This is a genomic window from Streptomyces monashensis (assembly GCF_001866665.1).
GTDB classification, from domain to species: Bacteria; Actinomycetota; Actinomycetes; order Streptomycetales; family Streptomycetaceae; genus Streptomyces; species Streptomyces monashensis.
In genome coordinates, this window is record NZ_MLYO01000014.1 from 60,990 (window position 1) to 87,187 (window position 26,198).

At 72.0% G+C, this 26,198-nt stretch carries 30 protein-coding genes; 14 read left to right on the forward strand and 16 right to left on the reverse strand.

Going from position 1 to position 26,198, the window contains the following annotated elements; translation table 11 throughout:
* The first annotated feature begins 84 nt into the window (after positions 1-84).
* The gene (gene galU, locus BIV23_RS07515; RefSeq protein WP_071379962.1) at positions 85-1,038 is read left to right on the forward strand and encodes a UTP--glucose-1-phosphate uridylyltransferase GalU; all 954 of its coding nucleotides are present in this window, start codon (positions 85-87) and stop codon (positions 1,036-1,038) included.
* A gap of 919 nt (positions 1,039-1,957) precedes the next feature.
* Entirely contained in the window at positions 1,958-2,086 is a 129-nt protein-coding gene (locus tag BIV23_RS53150) for a hypothetical protein (protein ID WP_281250112.1), read from the forward strand.
* Between the two features lie 318 nt (positions 2,087-2,404).
* On the opposite strand, the gene BIV23_RS07520 is transcribed toward BIV23_RS53150, so the two are convergent.
* Positions 2,405-2,857 (reverse strand): DUF4442 domain-containing protein, encoded by a 453-nt coding sequence (locus tag BIV23_RS07520; RefSeq protein WP_071379963.1) that lies wholly within the window; start codon positions 2,855-2,857, stop codon positions 2,405-2,407.
* Between the two features lie 163 nt (positions 2,858-3,020).
* On the opposite strand from BIV23_RS07520, the gene BIV23_RS07525 reads away from it, so the two are divergent.
* The gene (locus tag BIV23_RS07525; protein WP_071379964.1) at positions 3,021-4,037 is read left to right on the forward strand and encodes a DUF8017 domain-containing protein; all 1,017 of its coding nucleotides are present in this window, start codon (positions 3,021-3,023) and stop codon (positions 4,035-4,037) included.
* An 84-nt stretch (positions 4,038-4,121) separates the two neighbouring features.
* On the opposite strand, the gene BIV23_RS07530 is transcribed toward BIV23_RS07525, so the two are convergent.
* The 4 genes from BIV23_RS07530 to BIV23_RS07545 all read right to left on the reverse strand — a co-directional run bounded on the left by BIV23_RS07530 (position 4,122) and on the right by BIV23_RS07545 (position 7,596).
* Entirely contained in the window at positions 4,122-4,421 is a 300-nt protein-coding gene (locus tag BIV23_RS07530; RefSeq protein WP_071379965.1) for a hypothetical protein, read from the reverse strand.
* Between the two features lie 163 nt (positions 4,422-4,584).
* Positions 4,585-5,430, reverse strand: coding sequence for a spermidine synthase (locus BIV23_RS07535; protein WP_071379966.1), 846 nt, complete (start codon positions 5,428-5,430; stop codon positions 4,585-4,587).
* The gene (tuf, locus tag BIV23_RS07540; RefSeq protein ID WP_071379967.1) at positions 5,431-6,609 is read right to left on the reverse strand and encodes an elongation factor Tu; all 1,179 of its coding nucleotides are present in this window, start codon (positions 6,607-6,609) and stop codon (positions 5,431-5,433) included.
* Between the two features lie 264 nt (positions 6,610-6,873).
* On the reverse strand, positions 6,874-7,596 hold the full coding sequence (locus tag BIV23_RS07545; protein ID WP_071379968.1) for a DNA alkylation repair protein: 723 nt from the start codon (positions 7,594-7,596) through the stop codon (positions 6,874-6,876).
* Positions 7,597-7,710: 114 nt separating this feature from the next.
* Here BIV23_RS07545 and BIV23_RS07550 point away from each other — a divergent pair, with 114 nt between their 5' ends.
* Both BIV23_RS07550 and BIV23_RS07555 read left to right on the forward strand, forming a co-directional pair.
* Positions 7,711-8,859, forward strand: coding sequence for a glutathione-independent formaldehyde dehydrogenase (locus BIV23_RS07550; RefSeq protein WP_071380032.1), 1,149 nt, complete (start codon positions 7,711-7,713; stop codon positions 8,857-8,859).
* A 92-nt stretch (positions 8,860-8,951) separates the two neighbouring features.
* Positions 8,952-9,668 carry a TVP38/TMEM64 family protein gene (locus BIV23_RS07555; RefSeq protein WP_079173001.1) on the forward strand — a complete coding sequence of 239 codons (717 nt, stop codon included), beginning with the start codon at positions 8,952-8,954 and terminating at the stop codon, positions 9,666-9,668.
* A 3-nt stretch (positions 9,669-9,671) separates the two neighbouring features.
* Here BIV23_RS07555 and BIV23_RS07560 read toward each other — a convergent pair whose 3' ends face one another.
* Positions 9,672-10,841 (reverse strand): thiolase family protein, encoded by a 1,170-nt coding sequence (locus BIV23_RS07560; protein WP_071379969.1) that lies wholly within the window; start codon positions 10,839-10,841, stop codon positions 9,672-9,674.
* Between the two features lie 135 nt (positions 10,842-10,976).
* Between BIV23_RS07560 and BIV23_RS07565 the strand changes: the two genes are divergently transcribed.
* The 5 genes from BIV23_RS07565 to lnt all read left to right on the forward strand — a co-directional run bounded on the left by BIV23_RS07565 (position 10,977) and on the right by lnt (position 15,111).
* Positions 10,977-11,456 (forward strand): winged helix-turn-helix transcriptional regulator, encoded by a 480-nt coding sequence (locus tag BIV23_RS07565; RefSeq protein WP_071379970.1) that lies wholly within the window; start codon positions 10,977-10,979, stop codon positions 11,454-11,456.
* A gap of 270 nt (positions 11,457-11,726) precedes the next feature.
* Entirely contained in the window at positions 11,727-12,602 is an 876-nt protein-coding gene (locus BIV23_RS07570; RefSeq protein WP_071379971.1) for an undecaprenyl-diphosphate phosphatase, read from the forward strand.
* A gap of 99 nt (positions 12,603-12,701) precedes the next feature.
* A complete protein-coding gene (locus tag BIV23_RS45775) occupies positions 12,702-12,881 on the forward strand; it encodes a hypothetical protein (RefSeq protein ID WP_079173002.1) in 180 nt (59 codons plus the stop codon).
* A 109-nt stretch (positions 12,882-12,990) separates the two neighbouring features.
* Positions 12,991-13,494 carry a nuclear transport factor 2 family protein gene (locus tag BIV23_RS07575; RefSeq protein WP_071379972.1) on the forward strand — a complete coding sequence of 168 codons (504 nt, stop codon included), beginning with the start codon at positions 12,991-12,993 and terminating at the stop codon, positions 13,492-13,494.
* 51 nt (positions 13,495-13,545) lie between these two features.
* Positions 13,546-15,111: an apolipoprotein N-acyltransferase gene (gene lnt / locus BIV23_RS07580; RefSeq protein ID WP_071379973.1), complete on the forward strand. Its 1,566-nt coding sequence runs from the start codon at positions 13,546-13,548 to the stop codon at positions 15,109-15,111.
* Here the strand turns inward: lnt and BIV23_RS07585 are convergent.
* Positions 15,029-15,940: a Gfo/Idh/MocA family protein gene (locus BIV23_RS07585; protein WP_071379974.1), complete on the reverse strand. Its 912-nt coding sequence runs from the start codon at positions 15,938-15,940 to the stop codon at positions 15,029-15,031. The genes lnt and BIV23_RS07585 overlap by 83 nt on opposite strands.
* A gap of 137 nt (positions 15,941-16,077) precedes the next feature.
* On the opposite strand from BIV23_RS07585, the gene BIV23_RS07590 reads away from it, so the two are divergent.
* Together BIV23_RS07590 and BIV23_RS48380 are read left to right on the forward strand one after the other, a co-directional pair.
* Positions 16,078-16,593 (forward strand): DinB family protein, encoded by a 516-nt coding sequence (locus tag BIV23_RS07590; protein ID WP_071379975.1) that lies wholly within the window; start codon positions 16,078-16,080, stop codon positions 16,591-16,593.
* A 114-nt stretch (positions 16,594-16,707) separates the two neighbouring features.
* Entirely contained in the window at positions 16,708-17,184 is a 477-nt protein-coding gene (locus tag BIV23_RS48380; RefSeq protein ID WP_071379976.1) for a hypothetical protein, read from the forward strand.
* Between the two features lie 46 nt (positions 17,185-17,230).
* Here the strand turns inward: BIV23_RS48380 and BIV23_RS07600 are convergent, their stop codons facing one another.
* The 7 genes from BIV23_RS07600 to BIV23_RS07630 form a co-directional block, all read right to left on the reverse strand.
* Complete coding sequence (locus BIV23_RS07600) at positions 17,231-17,701, reverse strand: tetratricopeptide repeat protein (RefSeq protein WP_071379977.1); 471 nt, start codon at positions 17,699-17,701, stop codon at positions 17,231-17,233.
* A 105-nt stretch (positions 17,702-17,806) separates the two neighbouring features.
* Positions 17,807-18,493: a uracil-DNA glycosylase gene (ung, locus tag BIV23_RS07605; protein WP_071379978.1), complete on the reverse strand. Its 687-nt coding sequence runs from the start codon at positions 18,491-18,493 to the stop codon at positions 17,807-17,809.
* A gap of 108 nt (positions 18,494-18,601) precedes the next feature.
* The gene (locus tag BIV23_RS07610) at positions 18,602-20,179 is read right to left on the reverse strand and encodes an ABC transporter substrate-binding protein (protein ID WP_071379979.1); all 1,578 of its coding nucleotides are present in this window, start codon (positions 20,177-20,179) and stop codon (positions 18,602-18,604) included.
* 197 nt (positions 20,180-20,376) lie between these two features.
* Entirely contained in the window at positions 20,377-21,138 is a 762-nt protein-coding gene (locus BIV23_RS07615) for an SDR family oxidoreductase (protein WP_071379980.1), read from the reverse strand.
* Positions 21,139-21,168: 30 nt separating this feature from the next.
* Positions 21,169-21,930, reverse strand: coding sequence for a 3-oxoacyl-ACP reductase FabG (gene fabG, locus BIV23_RS07620; protein WP_071379981.1), 762 nt, complete (start codon positions 21,928-21,930; stop codon positions 21,169-21,171).
* Between the two features lie 147 nt (positions 21,931-22,077).
* Positions 22,078-22,527, reverse strand: coding sequence for a DUF3037 domain-containing protein (locus BIV23_RS07625; RefSeq protein ID WP_071379982.1), 450 nt, complete (start codon positions 22,525-22,527; stop codon positions 22,078-22,080).
* Positions 22,524-23,312, reverse strand: a complete 789-nt coding sequence (locus tag BIV23_RS07630) for a HipA family kinase (protein WP_071379983.1) — start codon at positions 23,310-23,312, stop codon at positions 22,524-22,526. The genes BIV23_RS07625 and BIV23_RS07630 overlap by 4 nt, the downstream gene beginning before the upstream one ends.
* A gap of 162 nt (positions 23,313-23,474) precedes the next feature.
* Here BIV23_RS07630 and BIV23_RS07635 point away from each other — a divergent pair, with 162 nt between their 5' ends.
* Complete coding sequence (locus BIV23_RS07635; RefSeq protein ID WP_071379984.1) at positions 23,475-23,993, forward strand: Rieske (2Fe-2S) protein; 519 nt, start codon at positions 23,475-23,477, stop codon at positions 23,991-23,993.
* 6 nt (positions 23,994-23,999) lie between these two features.
* Here BIV23_RS07635 and BIV23_RS07640 read toward each other — a convergent pair whose 3' ends face one another.
* On the reverse strand, positions 24,000-24,644 hold the full coding sequence (locus tag BIV23_RS07640; RefSeq protein ID WP_071379985.1) for a cysteine hydrolase family protein: 645 nt from the start codon (positions 24,642-24,644) through the stop codon (positions 24,000-24,002).
* Between the two features lie 84 nt (positions 24,645-24,728).
* On the opposite strand from BIV23_RS07640, the gene BIV23_RS07645 reads away from it, so the two are divergent.
* Positions 24,729-25,199: a pyridoxamine 5'-phosphate oxidase family protein gene (locus BIV23_RS07645; protein WP_071379986.1), complete on the forward strand. Its 471-nt coding sequence runs from the start codon at positions 24,729-24,731 to the stop codon at positions 25,197-25,199.
* An 83-nt stretch (positions 25,200-25,282) separates the two neighbouring features.
* Here the strand turns inward: BIV23_RS07645 and BIV23_RS07650 are convergent, their stop codons facing one another.
* Positions 25,283-26,185: a LysR family transcriptional regulator gene (locus BIV23_RS07650; RefSeq protein ID WP_071379987.1), complete on the reverse strand. Its 903-nt coding sequence runs from the start codon at positions 26,183-26,185 to the stop codon at positions 25,283-25,285.
* Positions 26,186-26,198: the final 13 nt, after the last annotated feature.

Sequence of the window (26,198 nt, forward strand, 5' to 3'; positions counted from 1 at the left end):
GCCCCGACGGCTTCTCCGGCGTCCACAGCCGGTTCCCATGCTTCTCCGGGCGCGCTCTCATCCACGTGCTCCACCATGAGCCGCATGATCGCCCCCCACTCCACAGCGACCCCCGTCTCCCCCCGCGCCGTCCGCAAGGCGGTCGTACCGGCCGCGGGACTCGGCACCCGGTTCCTGCCCGCGACCAAGGCCACGCCGAAGGAGATGCTGCCGGTCGTCGACAAGCCGGCCATCCAGTACGTGGTCGAGGAGGCCGCCGCGGCCGGTCTCGACGACGTACTGATGGTCACCGGCCGGCACAAGCGGGCCATCGAGGACCACTTCGACCACGCCTTCGAGCTGGAACAGGCGCTCGCTGCCAAGGGCGACACCGTGCGCCTGGACGCCGTACGCGATCCCGCCCGGCTCGCCGACATCCACCACATCCGCCAGGGCGAGCCGCTCGGCCTCGGCCATGCGGTGCTGTGCGCCCGGCACCACGTGGGGAACGAGCCGTTCGCGGTCCTGCTCGGCGACGATCTGATCGACCCGCGCGAGACCCTGCTCAGCCGCATGCTGGACGTGCGCGAGCGCCACGAGGGCAGCGTGGTCGCGCTGATGGAGGTCGATCCGGAGCAGATCCACCTCTATGGCTGCGCCGCGGTCGGGGCGACCGGCGAGGAGGGGGTCGTACGGGTCACCGGTCTGGTGGAGAAGCCGGCGCCCGGGACCGCGCCGAGCCGGTACGCGGTCATCGGACGCTATGTGCTGGACCCGGCGGTGTTCGACGTCCTGGAGCGCACCCCGCCGGGCCGCGGCGGCGAGATCCAGCTGACCGACGCCCTCCAGGACCTCGCGACGGGCGGCACCGTGCACGGGGTCGTCTTCGACGGGCTGCGCTACGACACCGGCGACAAGGCCGACTATCTGCGCACGGTGGTCCGGCTGGCCTGCGACCGCCCGGACCTGGGCCCCGAATTCCGGCGCTGGCTCAGGGAGTTCGCGGCCGGCCTGGGGGACGGCTCGACCGGCGACGGCGAGGAGCGCCGGGCCGCCTGAGCCGTCGACGCACCGGTCGGCGGGAGCAACGACAACGCCACAGGCCAGAGGGCCTTGCCCGGGAAAGGCCGCAGGTGACGGCGGACGGCAACGGCCGACCGGGGGCAGAACCGCCGCGCCGCACCGCCACATCGCGGCGACGCCGATGCCCGCCGACGGGGTCGAAGGGAACCCGGTGCCTCGGTGACGTACGGGCTCCACCCGGCCGACTCGCCTGTCCCGGCGAACTCGGCCCAGCGGTCGGGCATGACGTCGGAGAGTCCGGCGGGCGGGTTCGCCGGTAATGCGTCGACGCCGGGTGCGGTCAGGGTCCGCGTCCGCCACACGAACGGGATCCCGGCCACATGGCAGGCGCCCAGAGGCAGGCCCGGGGCGTACGCCTTCGGGGTGCGCCGGCCGAACTCGAAGACGCGGGTCGGGGCCGGGGCGGCCGCGGCGGGGATTCCACGAGAGGACCTCGTGCGCGACAGCAGGCAGGGGACCCCCGGACGTGCCGGCGGACTCCGGGCGAACCGACCGGGAGGCGGCACTCCGGGTGCTGGGACGCGCCGTTCGGTGAGCCGCCGACAGCCTCCGTCACCAGGACCGGGCCTCCGACGGCGACACGCTGGACGATGCCGACGAGGCCGAGGCCCTGACCGCCCTTGCGGAGGCGCTGCCCGGACTGCTGGAGGCGGGGATGGCGTCGGAGCGGGCAGCGTTGAGGGCTCGCGGAGAAGGAGCACGAGCTGGGCGTGGGCTCCCGGCAACTCGCCGCCGACCAGGACCGGCTGGAGCGCATACGGGCGGAACAGGGCCAGGTGTTCGCGTCCCTGACCCGCCACGCCGAGGCCGACCGGGAGCCGGCGCAGGCCCTGCACGAGGCCGCCGGTTCGGACATCCGACGCGTCGTCCGGGGCGGGGCCTCACCCTGGAGGAGGTGGAGGACCTCACCCGGGCCGTCGAGCGGCGGCTCATCGCCGCGGACCAGACCCTGAGCCGCGTCCTGACGGACCGCCGAGGGACGGAGGAGGACGGCGGGACGAAGATCACCAGGGCTCAGCCCTGACCGGGTCCTCCTCGGCCGCCGCAGCTCCCCGCGCCGTCCCCCGGTCCCGCGCCTCCCGCAGCAACCGCTCCGCGCGCTCCCGGTCCGCGGGTTCACCACCCCCGGCGGAGTACCGCATCTCCCCCGAGGCCTCGGCCCCGTTGGAATCAAGGCCACTATGCCGATCGGCCGGACGTACGGCGACGAGATCCTGCGCTTCTCCCCCTCAACGCCCGACGTTCGGCCCACCACCGACCATCGGCACCGCGGCCGGGAACGCACGCGCGCGGGGCGAGCTCGCCCCCCGGGAGCCGTACCGCCGGCCTTCCCCTTGCGACGTCAGCCATTCAGCCGCAAGGTCCACACAACCGTCATCTCACCCGTAACGGCCCCGTCTTCGCGCTGCAGAGCGATACCGACCGGAAACTCCGGCCGCCCGCCCGCGTCGAGCTCGGCAACCACCTCGGCCGCCGGGCGGCCCAGCGTCGCGGTGGCCGTCACCGACCCCATCGCCAGCTTCTTGTAATCGATCTCGGCCCGAACGGCGAGCGGCACCGCGCGGGAAAGCTGATCGCCGAAGGCCGTGAGCACGATGGCACCACTGGCGGACTCGGCCAGCGTGAACATGGCGCCGGCGTGGGGGCCACCGATGTGATTGTGGTAGTCCGGCTGATCCGGGAGCCTGAGCACGGCCCGCTCCGCGGTGACCTCGACGAACTCAAGGTTCAGCGTCCGCACCATCGGAACCGCGGTGGCAAGCATCTCGCCCATCGAGGCGCTGTCAACAGTCATGAGCCCGATGTTACCGATGGGTAGGACAGCTGGCCAGCCCCGCACATCTCACCCCCGGGCCGGACGGGCCGCGCCCGCCCGCGCATCGCCACGACCCGCTCGCTACGACCCTGACGAGGGCCGGTGACCGAACCGTGTCCCTGGCCCCATAGGGTTACTGGCCATGTGGCCAGATCAGCAGCCGCCAGGGGGCGCGCCGAACCCGCAGCAGAACCCGTACCAGCAGCCGGGTTACCAGCAGCCGAACCCGTACCAGCAGCCCGGGTACCAGCAGTACCCGCAGGCCGGGCAGTACGGCCAGCAGTCGCAGTGGGGGCAGTCGCAGCCGCCCACCGTGCCCGTTCCGACACCTCCGCAGGGCGGCGGCGGCCGCACGAAGATGATCGCGATCATCGCCGCGGCGGCCGTCGTGGTCGCCGCCGGCGTGACCGGATTCCTGGTCCTCGGCAAGGACGGCAAGAAGGACGACACGGCGGGCAAGGGCGGCGGGCAGAGCCAGTCGCCGTCGGCCCAGCCGTCGTCGCCCTCCCCGTCGGTCACCGACGATCCGCGCGGCGTCAGCAACGAGAAGGCGACCATCCCCGGCTGGAAGGTCGTGGTGAACCCCAAGTACGGCACGGCCTTCGACGTGCCGGCCGACTGGGAGGTGGAGCGTCCCGGCGTCTTCTCCTTCTTCGAGGACAAGAAGAAGAACGACGGGTCGGCGTACATCGGCTTCTCCGCGCCGTCGTTCCTGAAGCCGGACTACTGCAGCGTCGATGCCACCGGCTCCGGCTCGAAGGAGAACTACGCGCTCGCGGGCAGCGGCACGAAGGGCGAGAACGGCGGCAAGGACACGGCCAGCATCGCCCGCGGCGACGCGGCCGCCTTCGTGTTCGGCGGCTACACCGACCAGTCGGACGCGGCCAAGAAGTATCTCCGGATCGGCTCGGCGAAGCCCTTCACGACGACGTCCGGCCTCAAGGGCAGCGTCGCGTCGTCGTACGTCACCGGTGTGCCCAAGAAGAACAAGTGCGACACCGACGGCAAGGCCATCACGTTCGCCTTCAAGAACTCCGCCGACAACTTCGTCTCCTGGACGCTCTACGGCGAAAAGGGCATCAAGGACGAACTGTCCGACGCGACGATCCAGAAGATCCTCGCCACCGTACGGCTGCACGGCGCCCCGACCGTGGAATGACCGGCGCTCGGCACGCCTGACAAGCGTGTGGCGCCGCCCGCCCCGGGGAACGGGGTGGACGGCGCCACACAGGGAACCGGCTGCTTATCCGGGGAACGGCTTGCTGCCGTCCCGCTCGGACGCGATGCACTGGTCGAGCCGGTGCTGGATGGCCGCCGCGTCGCTGAGCGCCTTGCCGGCCGCCGCGGTCTCACCCAGCTGCTTGAGCTGCGCGGCCTTGCGCTTCAGGTTGGCTATCTGCTGGCGCATCTGGCTCTCGTTGCACGTGACGGTGGCCCTCGCGACCGCGTGGCCGGCCGTGGCGGCCTGAGCGGGTACCGACGTGACGAGGAAGCCTCCGGCGACGGCCACGGAAACGGCCAGGACGGAAAGGCGCTTGGTCATGAGTTGTTTCCCCCGGATAGGGCTGAGTCGATCGGAGTGGATCTTACAAGCCACTCGGACCCGACAGTAACAAGCCCTGCCACCAGCCGACTTGGTCCGGGCTTGGCAAACCCGGAGCAGGAGGGGACAGTCGGCCGGTGACCCACCGCACCCGCCGGTCGCGTCAGCCGATGCCGAACGCCCCGTCAGGGGGCTCGGGTGACGGAACCGCGTCCGCGTCCTCCACCGGGCGGGCGCCGCCGATGAACTGCCGCACCGCCGACCCGTGTTCGACCCGCGCCGGGAAGGCGTCCGCCGCCGTGCGCCGGGTCAGGGTGGCGACGTCGAGGGGACGGTGCGAGGCGACCAGCAGGGTGTTGCCGAACCGTCGTCCGCGCAGCACGCCCGGCTCGGCGATCAGCAGCAGCTCCTCGAACAGCTCGGCGAACACGGCCAGTTGGGAGCGGAGGAAGGCGAACGGCGCGGAGTCCGCGAGGTTGGCGAGATAGACCCCGCCGGGGCGCAGCACCCTCTCGGCCTCGCGGGCGTAGGCCCGTGTGGTGAGATGCGCCGGCACCCGGGAGCCGCCGAAGACGTCGGCGATCAGCACATCGGCGTGATCGTCCGGCGCCCCCTCCAGCCAGGCCCGGGCGTCGGCGGCGTGCAGCTCGACACCCGAGCCCGCCGGCAGCGGCAGATGCCCGACGACCAGCTCCAGCAGTGCGGCGTCCGCCTCGACGACGTCCTGCCGTGAGCCCGGCCGGGTCGCCGCCACGTACCGCGGCAACGTGAGCGCGCCCCCACCGAGATGCGCCACGTCCAGCGCCCGCCCGGCCTCGGCCACGACGTCGAGCACATACCCGAGGCGCCGCGCGTACTCGAACTCCAGATGCGCCGGATCATCGAGATCGACGTACGACTGCGGCGCCCCGTCGACCGTGAGCAGCCAGGCCCGCGCGCGGTCGACGTCGGGCATGAGCTTGGCGGTGCCGTGGTCGGTGGTGCGGAAGACGGGTATCGATTCGTTCACTCATCCATTGTGGACAACCGTCACCGTCCCCGCGCCCACGGTCCGGCCCCCCTCACGGATGGCGAACCCGAGCCCCGGCTCCAGCGGGATCTCGCGGCCCAGCTCGACCGTCATCTCCACGGTCTCGCCGGGCCGGGCCGCCCCCGTCGCGCCGAGGTCGACGTCGCCGACCACGTCCGCCGTGCGGATGTAGAACTGCGGCCGGTACCCGCTCGCGACCGGTGTCGTACGACCGCCCTCGCGTCCCGAGAGCAGATAGACCCGCGCCGAGAACCGCCGGGCCGGCACGACGCTGCCCGGCGCCGCGACGACGTGTCCGCGCCGGACGGCGTCCCGGGGCACGCCTCGCAGCAGCACCGCCACGTTGTCCCCGGCTTGCGCCTGTGCCATCGGCTTGCCGAAGGTCTCCAGCCCGGTGACGACGGTCTCGACGTCGGCGCCCAGCACGGACACCCGGTCCCCCACCCGGAGCGTGCCCCGCTCCACCGCGCCCGTGACGACCGTGCCCCGGCCGGTGATGGTGAGCACGTTCTCCACCGGCAGCAGGAACGGCGCGTCCAGATACCGCTCGGGCATGGGCACATAGGTGTCCACCGCGTCGAGCAGCGCCTCGATGGAAGCCGTCCAGCGCGGGTCGCCCTCCAGCGCCCGGAGCCCGGAGACCCGTACGACGGGTACGGCGTCCCCCGGGTAGCCCTGCGCCGTGAGCAGGTCGCGCACCTCCAGCTCGACCAGGTCGGTCAGCTCCTCGTCCGCGGCGCCGTCCGCCTTGTTCAGCGCGACGACGATGTGGTCGACGCCCACCTGGCGGGCGAGCAGCACGTGCTCGGCGGTCTGCGGCATGATCCCGTCGAGCGCGGAGACGACGAGGATCGCCCCGTCGAGCTGCGCGGCGCCGGTGACCATGTTCTTGACGTAGTCGGCGTGGCCCGGCATGTCCACGTGGGCGTAGTGCCGGGTGCCGGTCTCGTACTCGACGTGGGCGATGTTGATGGTGATGCCGCGGGCCGCCTCCTCCGGGGCCCGGTCGATGCGGTCGAAGGGCACGAAGGTGCCGGTGCCGCGCTCGGCGAGGACCTTGGTGATGGCGGCGGTCAGGGTGGTCTTGCCGTGGTCGACGTGACCCATGGTGCCGATGTTCAGGTGCGGCTTGGTGCGCACGTAGGCCGTTTTGGACATGGCTGTACCTCGAAGCCTCTCAGGCGTGGGAAGAGATGCGGGACCCCCGGGGACCGGCCGACCCTCCCCCTGCGGGGTCCGCCGGAATGTCCGGAGAGGGTCAGCTTCGGGCGCCGTCGACAGCGGCCGCGAGATACGGGACGGCAGCCTTCGGCGCATCCGCGACTGCGGATGACGCGAGGAGGAAGGCGTACCGGAACATGTCGTCGATCATCGCCGAGGAGCCGTTCGGCGTCGAATGGTTTTCCGTGCCGGACGCCGTCGTCAGGCGCCGATGTGCTTCAGCGCCTCCCGCACGCTCAGCGGGGCGAACCGGCCCCGCTCCCGCGCCAGGAACGCCCGTACGGCTCCGGGGTCGGTCCTGGCGTACTCGCGCAGGGCCCAGCCGATCGCCTTGCGGATGAAGAAGTCGGGGTGCCCGGACTGGAGCAGGCAGTAGCGGAACAGCCGCTCCGCGTCGGTGCGTTCCTTCCACGCAAGCTGGTGCAGCAGGGCCGTGCGCACCGCCCACAGGTCGCCGTCGGTGATCCAGGCGTCCATGGCGGCGGTGAGTTCCGGATCCGCGGCGACGAGCGTGCCGACGACGTGTGCGGCGAGCAGGTCGACGGTGTCCCACCAGGGGACGGTCGTCACCAGGTACCGGGTCACCGGCAGGAAGCCGGAGCCGCAGCGGGCGGCGTGCCGGCGCAGGTAGTCCACGGCGAAGTAGTGGTACTCACGCTCGGGCAGCGCCCAGCAGCGCAGGGCGATCGCGGTGCAGTCGGCCTCGTCGGGGCGGGGCGTACCCGCGAGGACGGTGCGGGACAGGGCGCGGCGGGCCGGGGTCGGGATGCCGAGGAAGGGGGCCACGTCCTTCATGTAGCCCCGCATGGCGACGGCCCGCCCGGGGTCGCCGGCGGCAGCGTAGGCGGGGGTGAGCCGGGCCAGCACGGTGTCGGCGAGTGCGCTGCGCGGCACGTGCTGCGGGGTCGCGCCGGTGACGGTCATGGGACGAACGATACGAGGGTTGCGCCCCGTTTCGTACGGGCGTTCCCTGGAAGTACCGACGGTGAAGCGGGCACGCGGGGCCATGGTCCGGTGTTCGACGCGGAGGTGACACAGATGAAAGCCGTCGTCTACGAAGAGCCCTTCAGCGTGCGGGTGAAGGACGTCCAGGATCCTTCGATCCAGCACCCCAACGATGTCCTCGTACGGGTCACGTCGTCCGCCATATGCGGCTCGGACCTGCACATGTACGAGGGTCGCACGGCCGCCCGGTCGGGCATCGTCTTCGGGCACGAGAACCTCGGCATCATCGAGGAGGTCGGCGCCGGCGTGACCTCGCTGTCCGTGGGCGACCGGGTCGTGATGCCGTTCAACGTCGCCTGCGGATTCTGCAAGAACTGTCTCGCCGGGAAGACCGGCTTCTGCCTGACGGTCAACCCCGGATTCGCCGGCGGGGCCTACGGCTATGTGGCGATGGGCCCGTACGAGGGCGGCCAGGCCGAGCTGCTGCGGGTGCCGTTCGCCGACTTCAACTGTCTGAAGCTGCCCGACACCGACTTCGAGACCGACTTCGTGCTGCTCGCCGACATCTTCCCGACCGGCTACCACGGCTGCGAACTCGCCCAGGTCTCGCCCGGCGAGAGCGTGGCCGTCTTCGGTGCGGGACCGGTGGGACTGATGGCCGCGTACTCGGCGCTGCTGCGCGGTGCGGCGAAGGTCTTCTCGGTCGACCGGGTGCCCGAGCGGCTCGCCAAGGCCGAGCAGATCGGGGCGATCCCCATCGACTTCACCAAGGGCGACCCGGCACAGCAGATCAAGGAGCAGACGGACGGAGAAGGCACCGACAAGGGCGTGGACGCCGTCGGCTACCAGGCCCAGGCGCACGACGCCAGCCACGAGGAACCCGCGATCGTCCTCAACGAACTGGTCGAGACGGTCCGGCCCACCGGCATGCTCGGCGTGCCGGGGCTGTACGTGCCCTCGGACCCGGGCGGCCCCGACGAGCACGCCAAGCACGGCCAACTACTGGTCTCCATCGGCCGGATGTTCGAGAAGGGCCAGCAGATGGGCACCGGCCAGTGCAACGTCAAGCGGTACAACCGCCAGCTGCGCGACCTGATCATCGCCGGGCGGGCCAAGCCCAGCTTCGTGGTCTCGCACGAGCTGCCGCTGGACCAGGCGCCGCTCGCGTACGAGAAGTTCGACCAGCGGATCGAGGGCTACACCAAGGTGGTTCTGCACCCCGGTCACGCGCTCGCCGCGTGAGTACGCGCGCGTGCACGCCGGGTCCGGGCGCCGAGGGCGCCCGGACCACCCCGTGGCGGCGATCACCCGCGTACGTCGGTTAATGTCACCGGATGCTCGACGCCGACTCCGCCGGCACCGCCGCGGCCGCCCCGGGACTCGCCGCGCGCTGCACGCGCGCGCTGCTGTCCCCGTACGCCCGGCTGTCGCTGCTGCTCGCGCTGCTGGCGGGCGCCGGTGCGGGAGTCCTGGTCTGCGAGCCGCAGCGGCTGCTGGCCCGGGGCTGGCCGCCGCAGCTCGGCGGGGCCGCGGCGGTCGTGGCGTTCGCGGCGGCGTACGGGCTGTGCACGGTGGCGTTCGTGCCGCGGCCGTTGCTGAACCTGGCGGCGGGGGCGCTGTTCGGCTCCCCGCTGGGGCTGGCGACAGCGCTGGCGGGCACGGTGCTCGGGGCCGGCGTGGCCTTCGGGCTCGGCCGGCTCCTCGGGCAGGACGCGCTGCGTCCGCTGCTGCGGGGCCGCTGGCTGAGGGCGGCCGACGGGCAGCTGAGCCGGCACGGGTTCCGCTCGATGCTGGTGGCGCGGCTGTTCCCCGGGGTGCCGTTCTGGGCGGCGAACTACTGCGCGGCCGTCTCCCGCATGGGCTGGTGGCCGTTCCTGCTGGCCACGGCCGTCGGGTCGGTCCCGAACACCGCCGCCTACGCGGTCGCCGGCGCCCGCGCCTCGGCACCGACCTCCCCCGCCTTCCTGATCGCGACGGCCTCCATCGCCGTACCGGCGCTGCTGGGCACGGTGGTGGCCTGGCGCAAGCGGCATCACTGGCGCGGCCGGTAGCGGTCAGACCCCTTCGAGGATCATGGCGTTGGCGAGTCCGCCCGCCTCGCACATGGTCTGCAGGGCGTAGCGGGCGCCGCGCTCCCGCATGGCGTGGACCAGCGTCGTGGTCAGCCGGGTGCCGCTGGCGCCGAGAGGGTGCCCGAGGGCGATGGCGCCGCCGTGCGTGTTGACCCGGGCGAGGTCGGCGCCGGTCTCCTGCTGCCAGGCCAGCACCACGCTCGCGAAGGCCTCGTTGACCTCGAAGAGGTCGATGTCGTCGATGGTCAGCCCCGCCCTGCGCAGCACCTTCTCGGTGGCCGGGACGACGCCGGTGAGCATCAGCAGCGGGTCGGAGCCGGTGACCGCGAAGCTGTGCAGGCGGGCGAGCGGGCGCAGGCCGAGCCGCGCGGCCGTCTCGCCGGAGGTGATCAGTACGGCGGAGGCGCCGTCGTTGACCGGGCTCGCGTTGCCCGCGGTGACGTTCCACTCGATCTGCGGGAAGCGTTCGGCGAAACCGGGGTCGTAGTAGGCGGGCCTGAGGCCGGCCAGGATCTCCGGGGTGCTGCCGGGGCGTACGCACTCGTCGCGGGCGACCCCGTCGAGCGGGGCGGTCTCGGCGTCGAAGAGGCCGTTCTCCCACGCGCGGGCCGCCTTGCGGTGCGAGGAGACGGCGAACTCGTCCATCTGCGCGCGCGTGAGGGACCACTTGGCGGCGATCAGCTCCGCGCTGACGCCCTGCGGGACCAGGCCCTCGGGATAGCGCTCGGCGACGCCCGGCCCGAACGGGTCCTTCCCGGCGGGCACGTTGGACCACATCGGCACCCTGCTCATCGACTCCACCCCGCAGGCGACCACGAGGTCGTAGGCGCCGGAGATGACGCCCTGCGCGGCGAAGTGCACGGCCTGCTGGGAGGAGCCGCACTGGCGGTCCACGGTGGTCGCCGGGACGGACTCGGGGAACCCGGCCGCGAGGACGGCGTACCGGGTGGTGTTCATGGCCTGCTCGCCGACCTGGTCGACGGTGCCGCCGATGACGTCGTCGATCAGCGCCGGGTCGACGCCGGAGCGCTCGACCAGGGTGCGCAGGGTGTGGGCGAGCAGCTGCACGGGGTGGACGTGGGCGAGGGAGCCGTTCGGCTTGCCCTTGCCGATGGGGGTGCGTACGGCTTCGACGATCACTGCGTCGCGCATCGCGGAGGCCTCCTTGGCCGTCCGGCTGACCGTAGACCGCTGCTGCGCGCTACGTCAGCTACCAGTGAGTAGGAAATCCAAACCCACCATAGCCCGATGGGTTGGGAAATCAAACCCTCCACTAGACTGACCCTCATGGCCGCACGGAAGACCACGCACGACTCGCGCCCCTGCTCCATCGCCGACGCCCTCGCGCTGGTCGGCGAGAAGTACTCTCTGCTCGTCCTGCGCGAGGTCTGCCTGGGCAACGGCCGCTTCGACCAGCTGGTGCGCAACACCGGCGCCCCGCGCGACATCCTGGCCACCCGGCTGCGCCGGCTCGTGGACGCCGGGATCCTCACCAAGCGCGTCTACAGCGAGCGCCCCCAGCGCTTCGAGTACCGGCCCACACAGGCGGGCCTGGAGCTGGAGCCGGTCCTGATGACCCTGAAGGAGTGGGGCGACCGCCACATCCGGGGCGGCGCCGACCTGCCCATGGCCGTCGAGCACAGCTGCGGCAACGAACTCGTCCCGGTCGTCACCTGCCAGGCCTGTGGCGAAGAGGTCCGCCACGAGGACCTCACGGCCCACCCCCAGGCCCCGGGGTGGACGCTCACGGGGCCCGTCCCGGCCTGAGCCCGAGCGCACCGCCGGATGCCCGGCCGTGGCCGGTCGGACCGACCGCCCTCATAGCCGAAGCACAGGCCGGGCAGGCTTCCTCCCCGGGCATCGAGACCACGATCTCCGCACCGGGATCCTCGATCCCCGCGGCCTTCGCAGGTCGGTCCCGTCACGGCCGTCGAGGGCGAGGCCCGACCCCCGGTGTCACACCGCCACCCGGGCCCGCTACGCTGCCCTCGTCATTTGGTCACTTCTTTACCCGACGGCACTGGACGCATTACCTACATGTCTTGGTTCGAATCCCTCGTCCTCGGACTCGTCCAGGGGCTGACCGAATTCCTGCCCGTCTCCTCCAGCGCGCACCTGCGGCTGACCGCGGCGTTCTCCGGCTGGAAGGACCCCGGCGCAGCCTTCACGGCGATCACCCAGATCGGCACGGAGACCGCCGTACTGATCTACTTCCGCAAGGACATCGGGCGCATCGTCTCGGCCTGGTTCCGGTCGCTGTCCGACACGGCGATGCGCCGGGACCACGACGCGCAGACGGGCTGGCTGGTGATCGTCGGCTCGATCCCGATCGGCGTGCTGGGTCTGACACTCAAGGACCAGATCGGGGGCCCGTTCCGGGATCTGCGTGTCACCGCGACGATGCTGATCGTGGTCGGCCTGGTCATCGGCGTCGCCGACCGGCTGGCGGCCCGCGACGAGACCGGCGGCCGGCACCGGGCGCCCAAGCAGCGCAAGTCCCTGCAGAACCTGGGCGTCAGGGACGGTCTGGTCTTCGGCCTGTGCCAGGCCTGCGCCCTGATCCCCGGCGTCTCCCGCTCCGGCGCGACCATCAGCGGCGGCCTGTTCATGGGCTACCGGCGTGAGGCCGCGGCCCGCTACTCGTTCCTCCTCGCCGTCCCGGCGGTGCTCGCCTCGGGCGCGTTCGAGGTGAAGGACTCGGTGGGTGAGGGCCATGTGGCCTGGGGCCCGACCCTGTTCGCGACGGCCATCGCGTTCGCGTCGGGATACGCGGTGATCGCCTGGTTCATGACGTGGATCTCCCACCGGAGCTTCATGCCGTTCGTCTGGTACCGCGTGGCCCTCGGCGTCGTCATCATCGCCCTGGTCGCGGCGGGCGTACTGAGCCCGCACGCGGCCGAGTCGGCGAGCTGAGCGGGGTTCCGCGCGGCGCACGACCACGGTGACCAACCCCATACGTTCTGCGTAGCGGGGCGGTAGCGCAGTGTCAGTGCTTGCCCCTAGGCTGTCCGCATGTCCCCCGAATTCCCGACCTCTGGTTCCGTGCGGTCCGCCGCCGAGGTGAACGAGCAGATACGGGCCCTCTGGCTGCGCGCGGGCGGCACCCTGTCCGCCCAAGAGCGCGAGGAGTACGAGCTGTTGGTGGTCCAGTGGGCCGCGGCGATCCGCGGAGAGGTCATCAAGGCCGCCTGAGCCGGACCGAGGCGCATACGCCCAGGTTCCGCCATGCGTCGCGTCCGCACCTCCGAATAACCCCGTTCGCCCTCTTGGCACTTCACCCGCCATGCCCAACACTGTGCCGATGACCCAGCGCGCGGAGCTCGCGACCGTGATCGACCGGCTGGCCGTGGACGAGGTGATCACCGCGTACGCCGTGGCGGTGGACGACGGCGACTGGACGGCGTACCGGCGGCTGTTCACACCCGACGGCCGCGCCGACTACCGCTCGTCGGGCGGCATCGAGGGTCCCGCGCCCGGGATCGCCGACTGGCTCGCCGAGAACCTGGCCCTGTTCCCCATGCGCCAGCATCTGATCGTCAACCGCCGGATCCGCTTCGGCGCCCTGGACCACGACACGGGCGACACCGCCCGGGTCCGGGCCGACTACCTCAACCCCATGCGGTTCACGACCACCGACACCCCCACGCCACCGGACCTGGTGTGCGGCGGCCGCTACGACTTCGGGCTCGTGCGCACGCCGGAGGGCTGGCGCCTGCACCGGGTGACGGTCGAGGAGAAGTGGCGCAGCCTTTCGGCAGAGGTGACCGCGGCCCCGCGGGGAGGCTCCTCAGGCCCCCTGTCCTAGATCGCTCCCCCGGCGCACACTGGACGTGCAGGCCGGGTAGGGAGGGTACCCATGAGGACGATCGATCAGTGGCTCACCTCCCCCTGGCGCCGCTCGGCCGTCGCCGCCCTCGCCGGAGCCCTGCCGGTACTGGCCTTCCCCGTCCCCTCCCTCTGGTGGTTCGCCTACGTCGCCCTGGTCCCCTGGATCCTGCTGGCCCGCTCGGCGCCGACCGGGCGGCGGGCCGCGTACGACGGCTGGAGCGGCGGCTTCGGCTTTCTGCTGGCCGTGCACCACTGGCTGCTGCCGAGCCTGACCGTCTTCCTCTTCGCGATCGCCGCCCTGCTCGGCGCGCTGTGGGCGCCCTGGGGCTGGCTGGTGCGCCGCTTCCTGGGCGGGCGGCCCTCGGCGGGCCGGGGCGGCGCCGCGCTGCTGGTGCTGCCGTCGGCCTGGCTGACGGTGGAGCTGGTGCGGTCCTGGCAGGGCCTCGGCGGGCCCTGGGGCATGCTCGGCGCCAGCCAGTGGCAGGTCTCGCCCGCGCTGCGGCTGGCCTCGGTCGGCGGGGTGTGGCTGCTCAGCTTCCTGATCGTGGCCGTGAACGTGGCGGCGGCCGTGCTGGTCTCGGTGCGCGAGGCGCGGGTGCCGGCGGTGGCCTCGCTGGTCGCCACGGCCGCCGCGACCTCCGCCGCATGGGCGTGGGCGCCGCGCCCGGAGGTGGACGGGCACGTCAGGATCGCCGTCGTACAGCCGGGAATCATGGACGGCGGCGACAAGCGGTTCGACCGCGAGGAGCAGCTGACCCGCCGGCTGGCCGGGCAGGACGTCGGCCTGGTCGTGTGGGGTGAGTCCAGCGTCGGCTTCGACCTGGGCGACCGGCCCGACCTGGCCCGCCGGATCGCCGCGCTGTCCCGGACAGTCGGCGCGGACGTGCTGGTCAACGTCGACGCCCGCCGCTCCGACCGGCCCGGCATCTACAAGAGTTCGGTGCTGATCGGCCCGAACGGCCCGACGGGCGACCGGTACGACAAGATGCGCCTGGTGCCGTTCGGCGAGTACATACCGGCCCGCTCGCTGCTCGGCTGGGCCACCTCGGTCGGCAAGGCGGCCGGCGAGGACCGCAGGCGGGGCACCCGGCAGGTCGTGACAGACGTCGGGCACGGGCTGCGGATCGGCCCGCTGATCTGCTTCGAGACCGCGTTCCCGGACATGAGCCGGCATCTGGCCGAGGACGGCGCGGACGTCCTGGTCGGGCAGTCCGCCACCTCCACCTTCCAGGGCAGCTGGGCGCCGGAGCAGCACGCCTCGCTGGGCGCGCTGCGGGCCGCCGAGACCGGCCGCCCGATGGTGCACGCGACTCTCACCGGGGTCTCGGCGGTCTACGGGCCGGACGGGCAGCGCCTGGGCCCCTGGCTCGGTACCGATGCGAACACGGCCCGCGTGTACGACGTACCGCTGGCGCACGGTGTCACCCCGTACGTCCGCTACGGCGACTGGCCGGTGGGCGGCGCCCTGCTGGTGCTGGCCGCGCTGGGCGCGACCGAGGGGGCACGGGCGCTCAGGCTGCGGCGGAACGGTCCCGAACCGCTCGTACCAGCCGCTCGCACAGTTCATGCGTGGCCAGTGCGTCCCGGGCGCTGAGCACCCTGCCCGCGCGCACGGCGTCGAGGAAGGTGAGGACCGCCTGCTCGATGCCGCGCTGCCGGGCCACCGGCACCCAGTCGCCACGCCGGCGCACGGTCGGCTGGCCCTTGTGGTCGATCACCTCGGCGAGGTTGAGCACCTGGCGCTTGGTGTCCTGCCCGGAGACCTCCAGGATCTCCTCGGCGGAGCCGCTGAGCCGGTTCATCACGCCGAGCGCGGTGAAGCCGTCCCCGGCGAGCTGGAGCACGACGTGCTGCAGCAGCCCGCCCTCGGTCCGGGCGCGCACGGACACGTCGTCGACCGTGCCCGGCACCAGCCAGCGCAGGGTGTCGACGACATGGATGAAGTCGTCCAGGATCATCGAGCGCGGTTCCTCGGGCAGCCCGATCCGGTTCTTCTGCATGAGGATCAGCTCGCGCGGATGGTCCAGGCACTGTGTGTACCCGGGGGCGTAGCGGCGGTTGAAGCCGACGAAGAGGGACACCCCGCGTGCCTCGGCGAGTGCCACCAGCCGTTCGGAATCGGCCAGTTCGTAGGCCAGCGGTTTGTCCACGTACGTCGGTACGCCCGCCCGGAGGAGCCGGGTGACGATCTCGGGGTGGGCGGCGGTCGGCGCGTGCACGAAGGCCGCGTCGAGGCCGGCGGCGAGCAGGGAGTCGAGTGTGGTGTGCCGCCGCTCGTCCGGCAGGTGGAGGCTGTCCGCGACCCGGCCGAGGGTGGCGGGGGTCCGGGTCTGGAGGTGGAGGTCGACCCCGGGCTGCGTGGCCAGCACCGGCAGGTAGGCCTTCTGCGCGATGTCCCCGAGTCCGATGCAGCCGACCTTCACGTGTGCTCCCTGTCTCGCCCGCCCGTGTGTGCTTCCCCGGCAGCATACGGCGGCCGCCGTCCGGCCATGCCGTCGAAGCCGCGTGGGAGCCGGAAAAGCGCTGGTGGGGCGGCCGGGGCCGGGGGAGGATACGGGGCATGACGACGACCGAACGCCGAGAGCCCGAGCAGACCGCCGGTGAACGCGCCATGCTGGAGGGCTGGTTGGAGTACCACCGGCGGACACTGGCCGCCAAGTGCGAGGGGCTGACGGACGAGCAGTTGCGCACCGCGGCGGTGCCGCCCTCCGAGCTGTCGCTCCTGGGTCTGGTGCGGCACCTGGCCGAGTGCGAGCGCGGCTGGTTCCGCAAGGTGCTGACGGGCGACGACCCGGGCCCGATCTACTACACAGACGAGGACGAGGACGGCGACTTCCATGTCACCGAGGCCGACACCTGGCAGGAGGCGTACGCGACCTGGCAGGCGGAGATCGAGACCGCCCGGCGCAACGCGGCCGGCTTCGGTCTCGACGACCTGTCCCGGGGGAAGAGCAGGTTCACGGACACACCGTTCAACCTGCGCTGGATCTACACCCACATGATCGAGGAGTACGCCCGGCACAACGGCCACGCCGACCTGATCCGCGAGCGGATCGACGGCGCCACCGGCGACTGAACGTCACCTTCGGCACTCCGGAACCCTCCGTACGGGGCACGAGATCACCCGTGCGGGGGCATCGGCCTCGGCTCCTTCGTGCCAACGCGGGCGCCGACCAGCAGAGTTGCCCGGGTGCATCGAACGACCACCACCGCAGCGCTCCTCGTCACCGTGGCCCTTTCGGCCCTCTCCGGCTGCGTGACGGTGCCACGCCCGGCGGCTCCCGCACCACCGCCGGACACGGCCCCCGCACAGCCGACGGCACCCCGGCCGGACGGCAGTGTGGAGCCGCGGGTGGTCCAGGCCCCGGCCCAGCAGGCCCTGGAAATGGCGGGCTCGCCCCGGCGTCCGAAGCACAGGAAGCCCGCTGCCCCACGGCATACGGCGGAGGCCGCACCGACCGCACCCCGGCCGCGGGCGGCCGAGCCCGCTCCCCCGCGCCCGCGCGCCCACCGCGAGCACCCGCACCGCTCCCCGCGCACCGGCACCCCCGACGTCTCCGGCCCGGCCCCGCGGACCCCGGACGTCTGCGCCCTGGGCCGGACGTACGGCGGCTGGCAGAGTGACAGCCCGGCGGCACGGATCTGCGAGCAGACGTACGGCCGCTGACCGCAGGGCCCCCGGAACACCGCTGGACACGGTCCGAAGACACCGCTTACTCCCCCAGCCGTAGCTCCAGTCGTGTGATGGCGGCCCGGACCCCGTCGCCGTAGCGGTCGTCGGACAGGGCGCCCGCGGCGCGGCGGGCACGGCGCACGTGGGTGCGTGCGGCCTCCGCCCGGCCGAGCTTCACATAGTCGGCGGCGAGATTGAGATGCAGGGAGGGAAGGAAGCCGCGGACTCCCGCCGGCTTACCGTCGGTGCCGTCGCCGTCGGCCAGTTCCTCGGCCGCCGACAACGCCCGCAGGTCCCAGGCCAGTTCGTCCCCGGGGTCGTCCTGGGTGTCGGCGAGATAGTGGGCCAGCGTGCACCGGTGCAGCGGGTCTCCCGACTCCCCGATCTCCGCCCACAGTGCGAGGAAGCGGCTGCGGGCCTCCTCGCGGTCGCCGCCGTGGTGCAGCATCACGACCTGCCCGATCCGCGTCAGCACGGCATCCGGTGCCACCTGCTCCTGCCGCTCCGCCACCGCGTCCTCCGGGCACTCGTCGACTGTCCGGTCCGACGCTAACCGGCCACGACGGCAATCCCGGGCAGGCGGCCCCGTACGGCACGGGACCGCCCGTACGGCCGGTCAGCCCTTCAGGTTCGGGATGGTCCAGTCGATCGCCTCGTGGCCCTGCGCCGCGATCGCGTCGTTGATCTGCGTGAACGGGCGGGAACCGAAGAACTTCTTCGCGGACAGCGGCGAGGGGTGCGCGCCCTTGACCACCACGTGCCGGGTCTCGTCGATCAGGGGCAGTTTCTTCTGCGCGTAGTTGCCCCACAGGACGAAGACCGCCGGGTCCGGGCGCGAGTCCACCGCGCGGATCACGGCGTCGGTGAACTTCTCCCAGCCCTTGCCCTTGTGCGAGTTGGCCTCGCCGGCCCGGACGGTGAGCACCGCGTTGAGCAGCAGGACGCCCTGCTCGGCCCACGGCATCAGATAGCCGTTGTCCGGGACGGGCAGGCCCAGCTCCTCCTGCATCTCCTTGTAGATGTTCCGCAGCGACGGCGGGGTCTTCACGCCGGGGCGGACCGAGAAGCACAGGCCGTGGCCCTGGCCCTCGCCGTGGTACGGGTCCTGGCCGAGGACGAGGACCTTGACCTTGTCGTACGGCGTGGCGTCCAGCGCGGCGAAGACCTCGTCGCGCGGCGGATAGACGGGACCCTGCGCCCGCTCCTCCTCGACGAACTCGGCCAGCTCCTTGAAGTAGGGCTGCTGGAGCTCGTCGCCCAGAACCCCGCGCCAGGATTCGGGCAGCATGGCGATGTCGGTCACGTCAACGTCCTCACGGTGTCGATCAATTACGGCCGAAGCCGACGTGCGGTCACTTCCAGGCTTCAGAACCTACAGGCGACCACTGACAACGGGCACATGAAGACCGGTTCACCAGCTGGTCTTGCGGTGCAGCATCCACATCATCATGATCGTCGACGGGTCGAGGGCCTGCTCGCCGCCGGAGATGTCGTCGCTGGCCGCCACGTACTGCCGGCCCTGCCACAGCGGGATCAGCCGGGCGTCGTCCACCATGATCTGCTGAGCTTGCTCCAGGTCCTTCACGGTCTGGGCGCGGTCGCTCTCCGCGCGCGAGTGCGGCAGCAGCTTGCCGGTGATCTCCGGGGACGGGTAGGGCGTGCCGAGCGCGTTGTGGTCGCCGACGAACGGGGCGATGAAGTTGTCGGCGTCGGGGAAGTCCGGGAACCAGCCGCGGCCGAACACGGGGTACTCGCCCTTCTGGTAGCCGACCACGAACGTCTTCCAGGGGCGGCCCTGGAGCGTGATGGTGAACAGCCCGGAGGCCTCCAGCTGCCGCTTCAGCTCCTGGAACATCAGGGCGGTCTCGGAGCCATAGCGGTCGGTGGTGTACCAGAGGGTGAGCGGGACGCGCTGGTGGATCCCCGCGTCGGTGAGGATCTTCGCGGCCTTGGGGACGCTCGGGTCGCCGTAGTCGTCGAAGAAGCCGGTGGTGTGGGCGGTCAGGCCCTTGGGGACCATCGAGTACAGCGGGTCGACGGTGTCCTTGTAGACCGTGTGGGCGATGGCGGCCCGGTCGACGAGCTGGGCGACCGCCTTGCGGACGGCCGGCTCCCTGGCCCAGGGGTCCTTGGGGTTGAACACGAGGTAGCTGATGTCGGTGCCCGCGCCGTCGACCAGTTGCAGGTTGGCGTTGCCGTGCTGCTGGAGGGTGAGGATGTCGTCGGCGGCGAGGCCGCGGTAGGTGACGTCGATCCGCTTGTCGCGCAGTGCCTTGACCATCTCGGCCGAGTCCTGGAAGTAGCGGATGGTCACCGCGTCGTTCTGCCGCTCGGCGAAGCCGTTGTAGCTGCCGTTGGCGGCAAGGACGGCCTGCTCGCCCTCCGTGTAGGAGCGGAGTGTGTACGGTCCGGAGCCGTTGACCGCGGTGTCCTTGCGCAGGGAGCGCGCCGGGTAGTCGTTCGGGTCGACGATCGACATGGCGGGGGTGGCCAGCACGAACGGGAAGGTGGCGTCGGGCTGGTTGAGGTGGAAGACGATCTCGCGGTCGCCGAGCGCCTGCACCCGGTCCAGGCTGCCGAGCAGTCCGGCGGGGCCGCTGGGGGCGTCGATCGCGCGGATGCGGTCGATGGAGTACTTGACGGCGCTCGCGGTCAGCGGGTCGCCGTCGGAGAACTTCAGGCCCGAGCGCAGCTCGCAGCGGTAGGTGCGGCTGCCGGAGTCGGTGAAGGAGCAGCTCCGGGCGGCGTCGGGCTGCGGGGTGGTGGCGCCGTTCGGGTAGGCGAGGAGCGTCTGGTAGATGTTCCGGTACAGCTCCCAGGAACCGTCCCAGGCGCCCGCCGGGTCCAGCGTGCTGGGCGCGCTGGTGGTCCCGACGACGATCGGGCCCTTGCCGTCACCGCTGCCGCCGGACAGCATCCCGCAGCCGGCCGCCAGGGACAGGGACGCGATCGCCGCGACGACACGCAGGCTTCGGTTCCGGTTGAACACGCGCACGCTCCTCGATCCGCCGTACCAAGGGTCGGCAGACCATACCGCAGCGTTCGATCCTCTGAACCTCCCCTGGAACAAGGGTTCTTGATCGAAAAAGCGATGACGAATCGATGACGACGTTGTCAGTTCGCTGTGCGGACCCGATGGGCGTTCCGGGCGCCGATCCGTCCGAAAATCGGCGCCCGGACCGTGGCTCAGCCCACGCCGGCGTTGAGGAAGATGCCGCCGTCCACGACGAGCGTCTGACCGGTGATCCAGTCGGACTGCGCCGAGGTGAGGAAGGCCGCGGCCCCGCCGATGTCGGAGGGCACGCCGAGCCGCGCGAGCGGGTAGGAGGCAGCGGCCTCCTCCTCGCGGCCCTCGTACAGGGCCTGCGCGAACTTGGTCTTCACGACGGCCGGGGCGATCGCGTTGACCCGCGCCTTCGGCGCGAACTCGTGCGCCAGCTGCTGGGTCAGGTTGATCATCGCGGCCTTGCTGACGCCGTAGGCGCCGATGAACGGCGAGGGCGCGAGGCCCGCGACCGAGGCGATGTTGACGATCGCGCCGCCGTTGTCCTTCTGCCAGGCGTGCCAGGTCTTCTGGGCGAAGCCGAGCGCGGAGATCACGTTGGTCTCGAAGACCTTGCGGGCGACGTCCAGGTCGAGGTCCGCGATGGGCCCGAACACCGGGTTGGTGCCCGCGTTGTTGACCAGGTGGTCGAGGCGGCCGAAGGCCTCCATGGTGCGGTCGACGGCCTCGGCCTGGTGGGCGAGGTCGTGCGCCTTGCCGGCGACGCCGATGACGCGTTGGGCGCCGAGCTTCTCGACGGCCTCCTTGAGGGCGTCCTCGTTGCGGCCGGTGATGCAGACGCGGTCGCCGCGGGCGACCAGTGCCTCGGCTACGCCGTAGCCGATGCCGCGGCTCGCGCCCGTGACGAGGGCGACCTTGCCGGACAGCTCCGGGAGTTCAGTCATGTCGGTGTATCCCCAGGTCCTCAGGGTTGCTTAGTCGAGCGGTCCGCCGGCCACGTACAGCACCTGGCCGGAGACGAAGCCGGCCGCCTCGCCGGTGAAGAAGGCGATGGCGTTGGCGATGTCCTCGGGCTCACCGACGCGCTGCACCGGGATGGCGCCCGCGGCGGCCTTCTTGAAGTCCTCGAAGTCCATCTTGACGCGGTCGGCGGTGGCCTTGGTCATCTCGGTGGCGATGAAACCGGGGGCGACGGCGTTGGCGGTGATACCGAACTTGCCCAGCTCGATGGCGAGGGTCTTGGTGAAGCCCTGGAGGCCGGCCTTGGCGGCGGAGTAGTTGGCCTGGCCGCGGTTGCCGAGCGCGGAGGACGAGGACAGGTTGACCACGCGGCCGAAGCCCGCCTCGACCATGTGCTTCTGGACGGCCTTGGTCATCAGGAACGAGCCGCGCAGGTGCACGTTCAGGACGGTGTCCCAGTCGGAGACGCTCATCTTGAACAGCAGGTTGTCACGGAGCACGCCCGCGTTGTTGACGAGGATCGTCGGGGCGCCCAGCTCCTCGACGATCCGGGCGACGGCCGCCTCGACCTGCGCCTCGTCGGAGACGTCCGCGCCGACCGCGATCGCCCTGCCGCCGGCGGCGGTGATCTTCTCGACGGTGTCCTTGCAGGCGGCCTCGTCGAGGTCGATCACGGCGACCGCGCGACCCTCGGCGGCCAGCCGTACGGCGGTGGCGGCACCGATGCCGCGCGCCGCGCCGGTGACGACCGCGACCCGCTGTTCAGTGGTGGACATTGCTTCTCCTCGCCCTTGAGAGAACCTGGCGGGGCCCTCGGTGGGAGAGCCCCTGGTGCGGTGAGCGACCGCTTAGTACCTTCAGTACAGGTGACGCTAGAAGCCCTGGCACCCGGTGTCAACGGCACACCGGGTGCGTGTGATCCATTACCTCACCAGGAGGTCGAGCAGGCGCTCGGCCTCGGCCGCCGGGTCGGTGGTCAGCCCGGTGTGCACCGGGCCGGGCTGGACGACGGTGGAACGGGGCGCGATCAGCCAGCGGAAGCGGCGCCCGGCGTCGTCCCGGGCCGCTTGTCCGGCCCCCTCGCCGCCCGCGCAGTGGAGCTCGATCGCGCCGAGCGCGGCCCGGATCCCGGCCACGTCGGCCGCCGGGTCGAGGGCGAGCAGCCGGGCCTCGTCCAGATGGGTGCGGGCGCCGACGTAGGCCGTGGCCCGGCTGTAGACGACCACGCCCGCGTTGATGCACTCTCCGCGCTCCACGCGCGGGACGACGCGCAGCAGCGCGTACTCGAACACGTCCCGGTCGCCGCCCTGGCCCGCCCGCGTGATGTGCCGCTCGACCACGTGCCCGGCCATGTGGATGTGGGTCTCGCTCACTTGCCCTCCTCGAAGCCGGAGCCGGTGCCGGAGCCGAGGCCGGTGATGCGCCCGGCGATGACGGCCGCGCGGGCGAGCAGCGGCCGCGCGTAGGCCCGGCGCAGGTCGTCCGGGGTGTCGAAGCCGGGCTCGTCGGCGAGCCAGGCGTCGGGGATCTCGGCGGTGACCTCGGCGAGCAGGTCCTCGGTGACCCGGGGCGCGAGGTCGGCCGCTGCGGCGGCGACGTCCGGGGCGAAGCGGGCGAGGGTGTGGTCGCGGGCGTCGTAGGGGCGGGCCGCGGAGGCCTCGGCCGAGGGCCAGTTGTGGTGCCAGATCATCGTCGCGCCGTGGTCGATCAGCCAGAGCTCGCCCCGGTGCACGAGGAGGTTCGGATTGCGCCAGGAGCGGTCGACGTTGTTGATCAGCGCGTCGAACCAGACGATCCGGCCGGCCTCCTCGGGGCTCACCGGGAAGGCGAGCGGGTCGTAGCCGAGGGCGCCGGAGAGGAAGTCCATGCCGAGGTTGGCGCCGCCGCTGGACCGCAGCAGGTCCTGCACCTGCTGCTCGGGCTCGCCGAGTCCGAGCACGGAGTCCAGCTCGATGGTGACCAGCCGGGGCATCCGGAATCCGAGGCGCCGGGCGAGCTCGCCGCACACCACCTCGGCGACCAGGGTCTTGCGGCCCTGTCCGGCTCCGGTGAACTTGATGACGTACGTCCCGAAGTCGTCGGCCTCGACGAGCCCCGGCAGCGAGCCGCCCTCACGCAGCGGCGTGATGTAGCGGGTCGCGGTGACTTCCTTGAGCATCGACCCAGGTTACTGGGGCGAGGCTGACAGCTCACGGACAGCTCCGGCTTACGCCCGCCTCATGTCCCGGCCGCAAGGATCTGGGTGCCCGTCTGAACGGGTCGTGCCCGAGCGCCGTACCCCTGGACGGATCACGAGAAGCTCCGCGGAAGGGAAATCCACATGACCACCGCATCGCCCCAGCCGTCGGCCGGACCGGCCCGCCGTACCGTCGTGGCGGCGGCCGGAGCGGCGGGTCTCGCCGCCGCGCTGACCGCCTGCGGTTCGAGCGACGACAGCTCGTCCAGCACGACCGGCACCGGATCCGGATCGACCGGTACGACGGGCTCGACCGGGGCCGGCGCCGCCACCGGTGGGGCGTCCGCGTCCTCCGGGGCGTCCCAGAACGGCGGCGGCACCGCGCTCGCCAGGACCAGCGACATCCCCGAGGGCGGCGGCAAGATCTTCAAGGACCAGGGCGTGGTCGTGACCCAGCCGACGGCGGGCACGTTCAAGGCGTTCTCGGCCAAGTGCACCCATCAGGGGTGCGCGGTGGGCAGCGTGTCGGGCGGCGTCATCGTCTGCCCCTGTCACAACAGCCACTTCTCGGTCGCGGACGGCAGCGTGAAGCAGGGTCCGGCGACCCAGCCGCTGGCCGCCGAGAAGATCAGCGTCTCGGGCGAGAACATCACGCTGGCCTGAGCCGGTTCAGCCGCGCCCGCGCGGCCGTTCCAGACAGCCGAGCACCTCGCCGGTGGTCGCGACCGTGGCGACCAGCGCGAGGGTGTGCCGGATCATCGCGAGGGTGTACTCGGCAGGCACCCCCGCGACCGCGTCGGCCGGGACGACGACGGTGTAGCCGAGGTTGACCGCGTCGAACACGGCGTTGGGTATCGCCACGTTGGCGGAGACCCCGGTGACGACCAGCGTGCGGCAGCCGAGGTTGCGCAGCAGGGCGTCGACCTCCGTGCCGTGCACCGGGGACAGCCCGTGCAGCCGTCGTACGACGATGTCCTCCTCGGCGACCTCGATCGGCGGCGCGACCCGGACGGCGGTACTGCCCGCCAGCTGCCGCACCGGAAGCCGCTCGGCGGCCCGGAACAGCCGGGCGTTGCGGCTCGCGCCGCGGCCGTCCGGGCGGCGCTCGGCGATGGCGTGGATCACCTGGACCCCGCTGCGGTGGGCGGCGGCGACCAGCCGGGCGACGTTGCGCAGGGCGCCGGAGGAGCGTGCCTCGCGGGCGAGTTCGGGCAGCGCGCTGTCCGGGCCGACGACCCCCTGCTGGCACTCCACGGTGAGCAGGACGGTGCCCGCGGGGTCGAGGAGTTCGCTGAGCTGTGCGTGCGACGGCATACCCATTTCCTTTTCTGACGAGATGTCAGAGGATCACCGGGACACGATAGTTCGCCGACACGGCGTGGGAGAAGAGGGGGCCGCATGACCGTGACCGAACAGCGCCGGGGCCGCAGGATCATGATGACGCCCGGTGAGCTGGACACGTTCCTCACCGCACAGCGCACCTGCCGGGTGGCGACCGTCTCGGCGGACGGCGCGCCGCACGTCAGCGCGCTGTGGTTCGCCTGGGACGGCACCTCGCTGTGGCTGTATTCCGTGGTGCGCAGCAGGCGCTGGACCCAGCTGAGCCGCGATCCGCGCGTGGCCGTCGTGGTCGACTCAGGCGAGGAGTACGACCAGTTGCGCGGGGTCGAGCTGGCCGGCCGGGTGGAGTTCGTGGGCGAGGCTCCGCGGACGGGCGAGCTGTGCGCCGAACTGGACACGGCCGAGACGCTGTTCGCCCGGAAGAACTTCGGCCTGGACGAGATGCCGCACGACGGCCGGCACGCCTGGGTCCGGCTGACCCCGGAGAAGATCGTCTCCTGGGACTTCACGAAGTTGGGTGCGGTGTAAGGAAGTTGGCCGGGGCGTAGGAAGTTGGGCGGGGCGTAGGGAAGTCGGGCGGCAGGCGAGACCGTTCGGGCAGGCCGCAGAGCTCAGCCCACCGAGCGCGCCGCCGCCCGCAGGGCCTCGACCGCCGCCCGGATGGAGGGGCGGCGGTCGGCGTCCGCGCGCCAGACGACGTACACATGGCGGCGCACGCGCTGGACCAGCGGGACCAGCACCACGCCCTCGGGCACCGGGTTCCGGCCCAGGCGCGGGGCGATGCACACGCCCAACCCGGAGGCGACGAGGCCGAGTTGGGTGTGGGTCTCGCTGGCGCGGTGGCCGACGATCGGCTCGATGCCCTTGGAGCGCAGGGTGAAGGTGAGCCACTCGTGGCAGAACTCGCCCTCGGCCCAGGTGATCCACTCGTCGTCGGCGAACTCGGCGAGGTCCACCTCGTCCCGGTGGGCCAGCGGATGGTCCACCGGCATGGCGACATCGGCCGGATCGTCCAGCAGCGGCGCCTTGACCAGGCCGTCGGGCACCGGCATCGGCTTGTTGTACCAGTCCAGGACCACCGCGAGATCGAGGTCACCGCGCACGACACCGGCGATGCCCTGCTCCGGCTCCAGCTCGGTCGAGCGCACGCGCAGCCCCGGATGCCGGCCCCGCAGCGTGCCGAGCGCGGCCGGGAAGAGCCCCCGGGCGGCCGTCGGGAACGCCGACAGCCGCAGCTCGCCGACGACCTGCCCGCGCTGCGCCTCCAGATCGGACTCGGCCAGCTCGACCTGCGAGAGGATCCGGCCCGCGTGCTCCGACAGCAGCCGGCCGGCGTCCGTGAGCCGCACGCCCCGGCCGTTCTTGGCGAGGAGTTGCTGACCGACCTCCCGCTCCAGCTTGCCCAGCTGCTGGGAGACGGCGGACGTGGTGACATGCAGCGCCTCGGCGACGGCGCTGACCGAGCCGTGCCGGGCGAGGGCGTCCAGGGTGCGCAGGCGCTCCAGGTTCAACATGTAAGTGATTCTA

Bases quoted from the DNA above. Each gene is read 5' to 3' on its own strand.
- BIV23_RS07590 (WP_071379975.1), top strand. From the start codon at position 16,078: ATGACGACGACCGAACGCCGAGAGCCCGAGCAGACCGCCGGTGAACGC.
- BIV23_RS07635 (WP_071379984.1), top strand. From the start codon at position 23,475: ATGACCACCGCATCGCCCCAGCCGTCGGCCGGACCGGCCCGCCGTACC.
- BIV23_RS45775 (WP_079173002.1), top strand. From the start codon at position 12,702: ATGTCCCCCGAATTCCCGACCTCTGGTTCCGTGCGGTCCGCCGCCGAG.
- BIV23_RS07545 (WP_071379968.1), bottom strand. From the start codon at position 7,596: ATGACCGTCACCGGCGCGACCCCGCAGCACGTGCCGCGCAGCGCACTC.
- lnt (WP_071379973.1), top strand. From the start codon at position 13,546: ATGAGGACGATCGATCAGTGGCTCACCTCCCCCTGGCGCCGCTCGGCC.
- tuf (WP_071379967.1), bottom strand. From the start codon at position 6,609: ATGTCCAAAACGGCCTACGTGCGCACCAAGCCGCACCTGAACATCGGC.
- BIV23_RS07550 (WP_071380032.1), top strand. From the start codon at position 7,711: ATGAAAGCCGTCGTCTACGAAGAGCCCTTCAGCGTGCGGGTGAAGGAC.
- BIV23_RS07575 (WP_071379972.1), top strand. From the start codon at position 12,991: ATGACCCAGCGCGCGGAGCTCGCGACCGTGATCGACCGGCTGGCCGTG.
- BIV23_RS07525 (WP_071379964.1), top strand. From the start codon at position 3,021: ATGTGGCCAGATCAGCAGCCGCCAGGGGGCGCGCCGAACCCGCAGCAG.
- BIV23_RS07565 (WP_071379970.1), top strand. From the start codon at position 10,977: ATGGCCGCACGGAAGACCACGCACGACTCGCGCCCCTGCTCCATCGCC.
- BIV23_RS07650 (WP_071379987.1), bottom strand. From the start codon at position 26,185: ATGTTGAACCTGGAGCGCCTGCGCACCCTGGACGCCCTCGCCCGGCAC.
- BIV23_RS07645 (WP_071379986.1), top strand. From the start codon at position 24,729: ATGACCGTGACCGAACAGCGCCGGGGCCGCAGGATCATGATGACGCCC.
- BIV23_RS07615 (WP_071379980.1), bottom strand. From the start codon at position 21,138: ATGACTGAACTCCCGGAGCTGTCCGGCAAGGTCGCCCTCGTCACGGGC.
- BIV23_RS07630 (WP_071379983.1), bottom strand. From the start codon at position 23,312: ATGCTCAAGGAAGTCACCGCGACCCGCTACATCACGCCGCTGCGTGAG.
- BIV23_RS07560 (WP_071379969.1), bottom strand. From the start codon at position 10,841: ATGCGCGACGCAGTGATCGTCGAAGCCGTACGCACCCCCATCGGCAAG.
- BIV23_RS07520 (WP_071379963.1), bottom strand. From the start codon at position 2,857: ATGACTGTTGACAGCGCCTCGATGGGCGAGATGCTTGCCACCGCGGTT.
- BIV23_RS07570 (WP_071379971.1), top strand. From the start codon at position 11,727: ATGTCTTGGTTCGAATCCCTCGTCCTCGGACTCGTCCAGGGGCTGACC.
- BIV23_RS07530 (WP_071379965.1), bottom strand. From the start codon at position 4,421: ATGACCAAGCGCCTTTCCGTCCTGGCCGTTTCCGTGGCCGTCGCCGGA.
- fabG (WP_071379981.1), bottom strand. From the start codon at position 21,930: ATGTCCACCACTGAACAGCGGGTCGCGGTCGTCACCGGCGCGGCGCGC.
- BIV23_RS07555 (WP_079173001.1), top strand. From the start codon at position 8,952: ATGCTCGACGCCGACTCCGCCGGCACCGCCGCGGCCGCCCCGGGACTC.
- BIV23_RS07640 (WP_071379985.1), bottom strand. From the start codon at position 24,644: ATGCCGTCGCACGCACAGCTCAGCGAACTCCTCGACCCCGCGGGCACC.
- galU (WP_071379962.1), top strand. From the start codon at position 85: ATGATCGCCCCCCACTCCACAGCGACCCCCGTCTCCCCCCGCGCCGTC.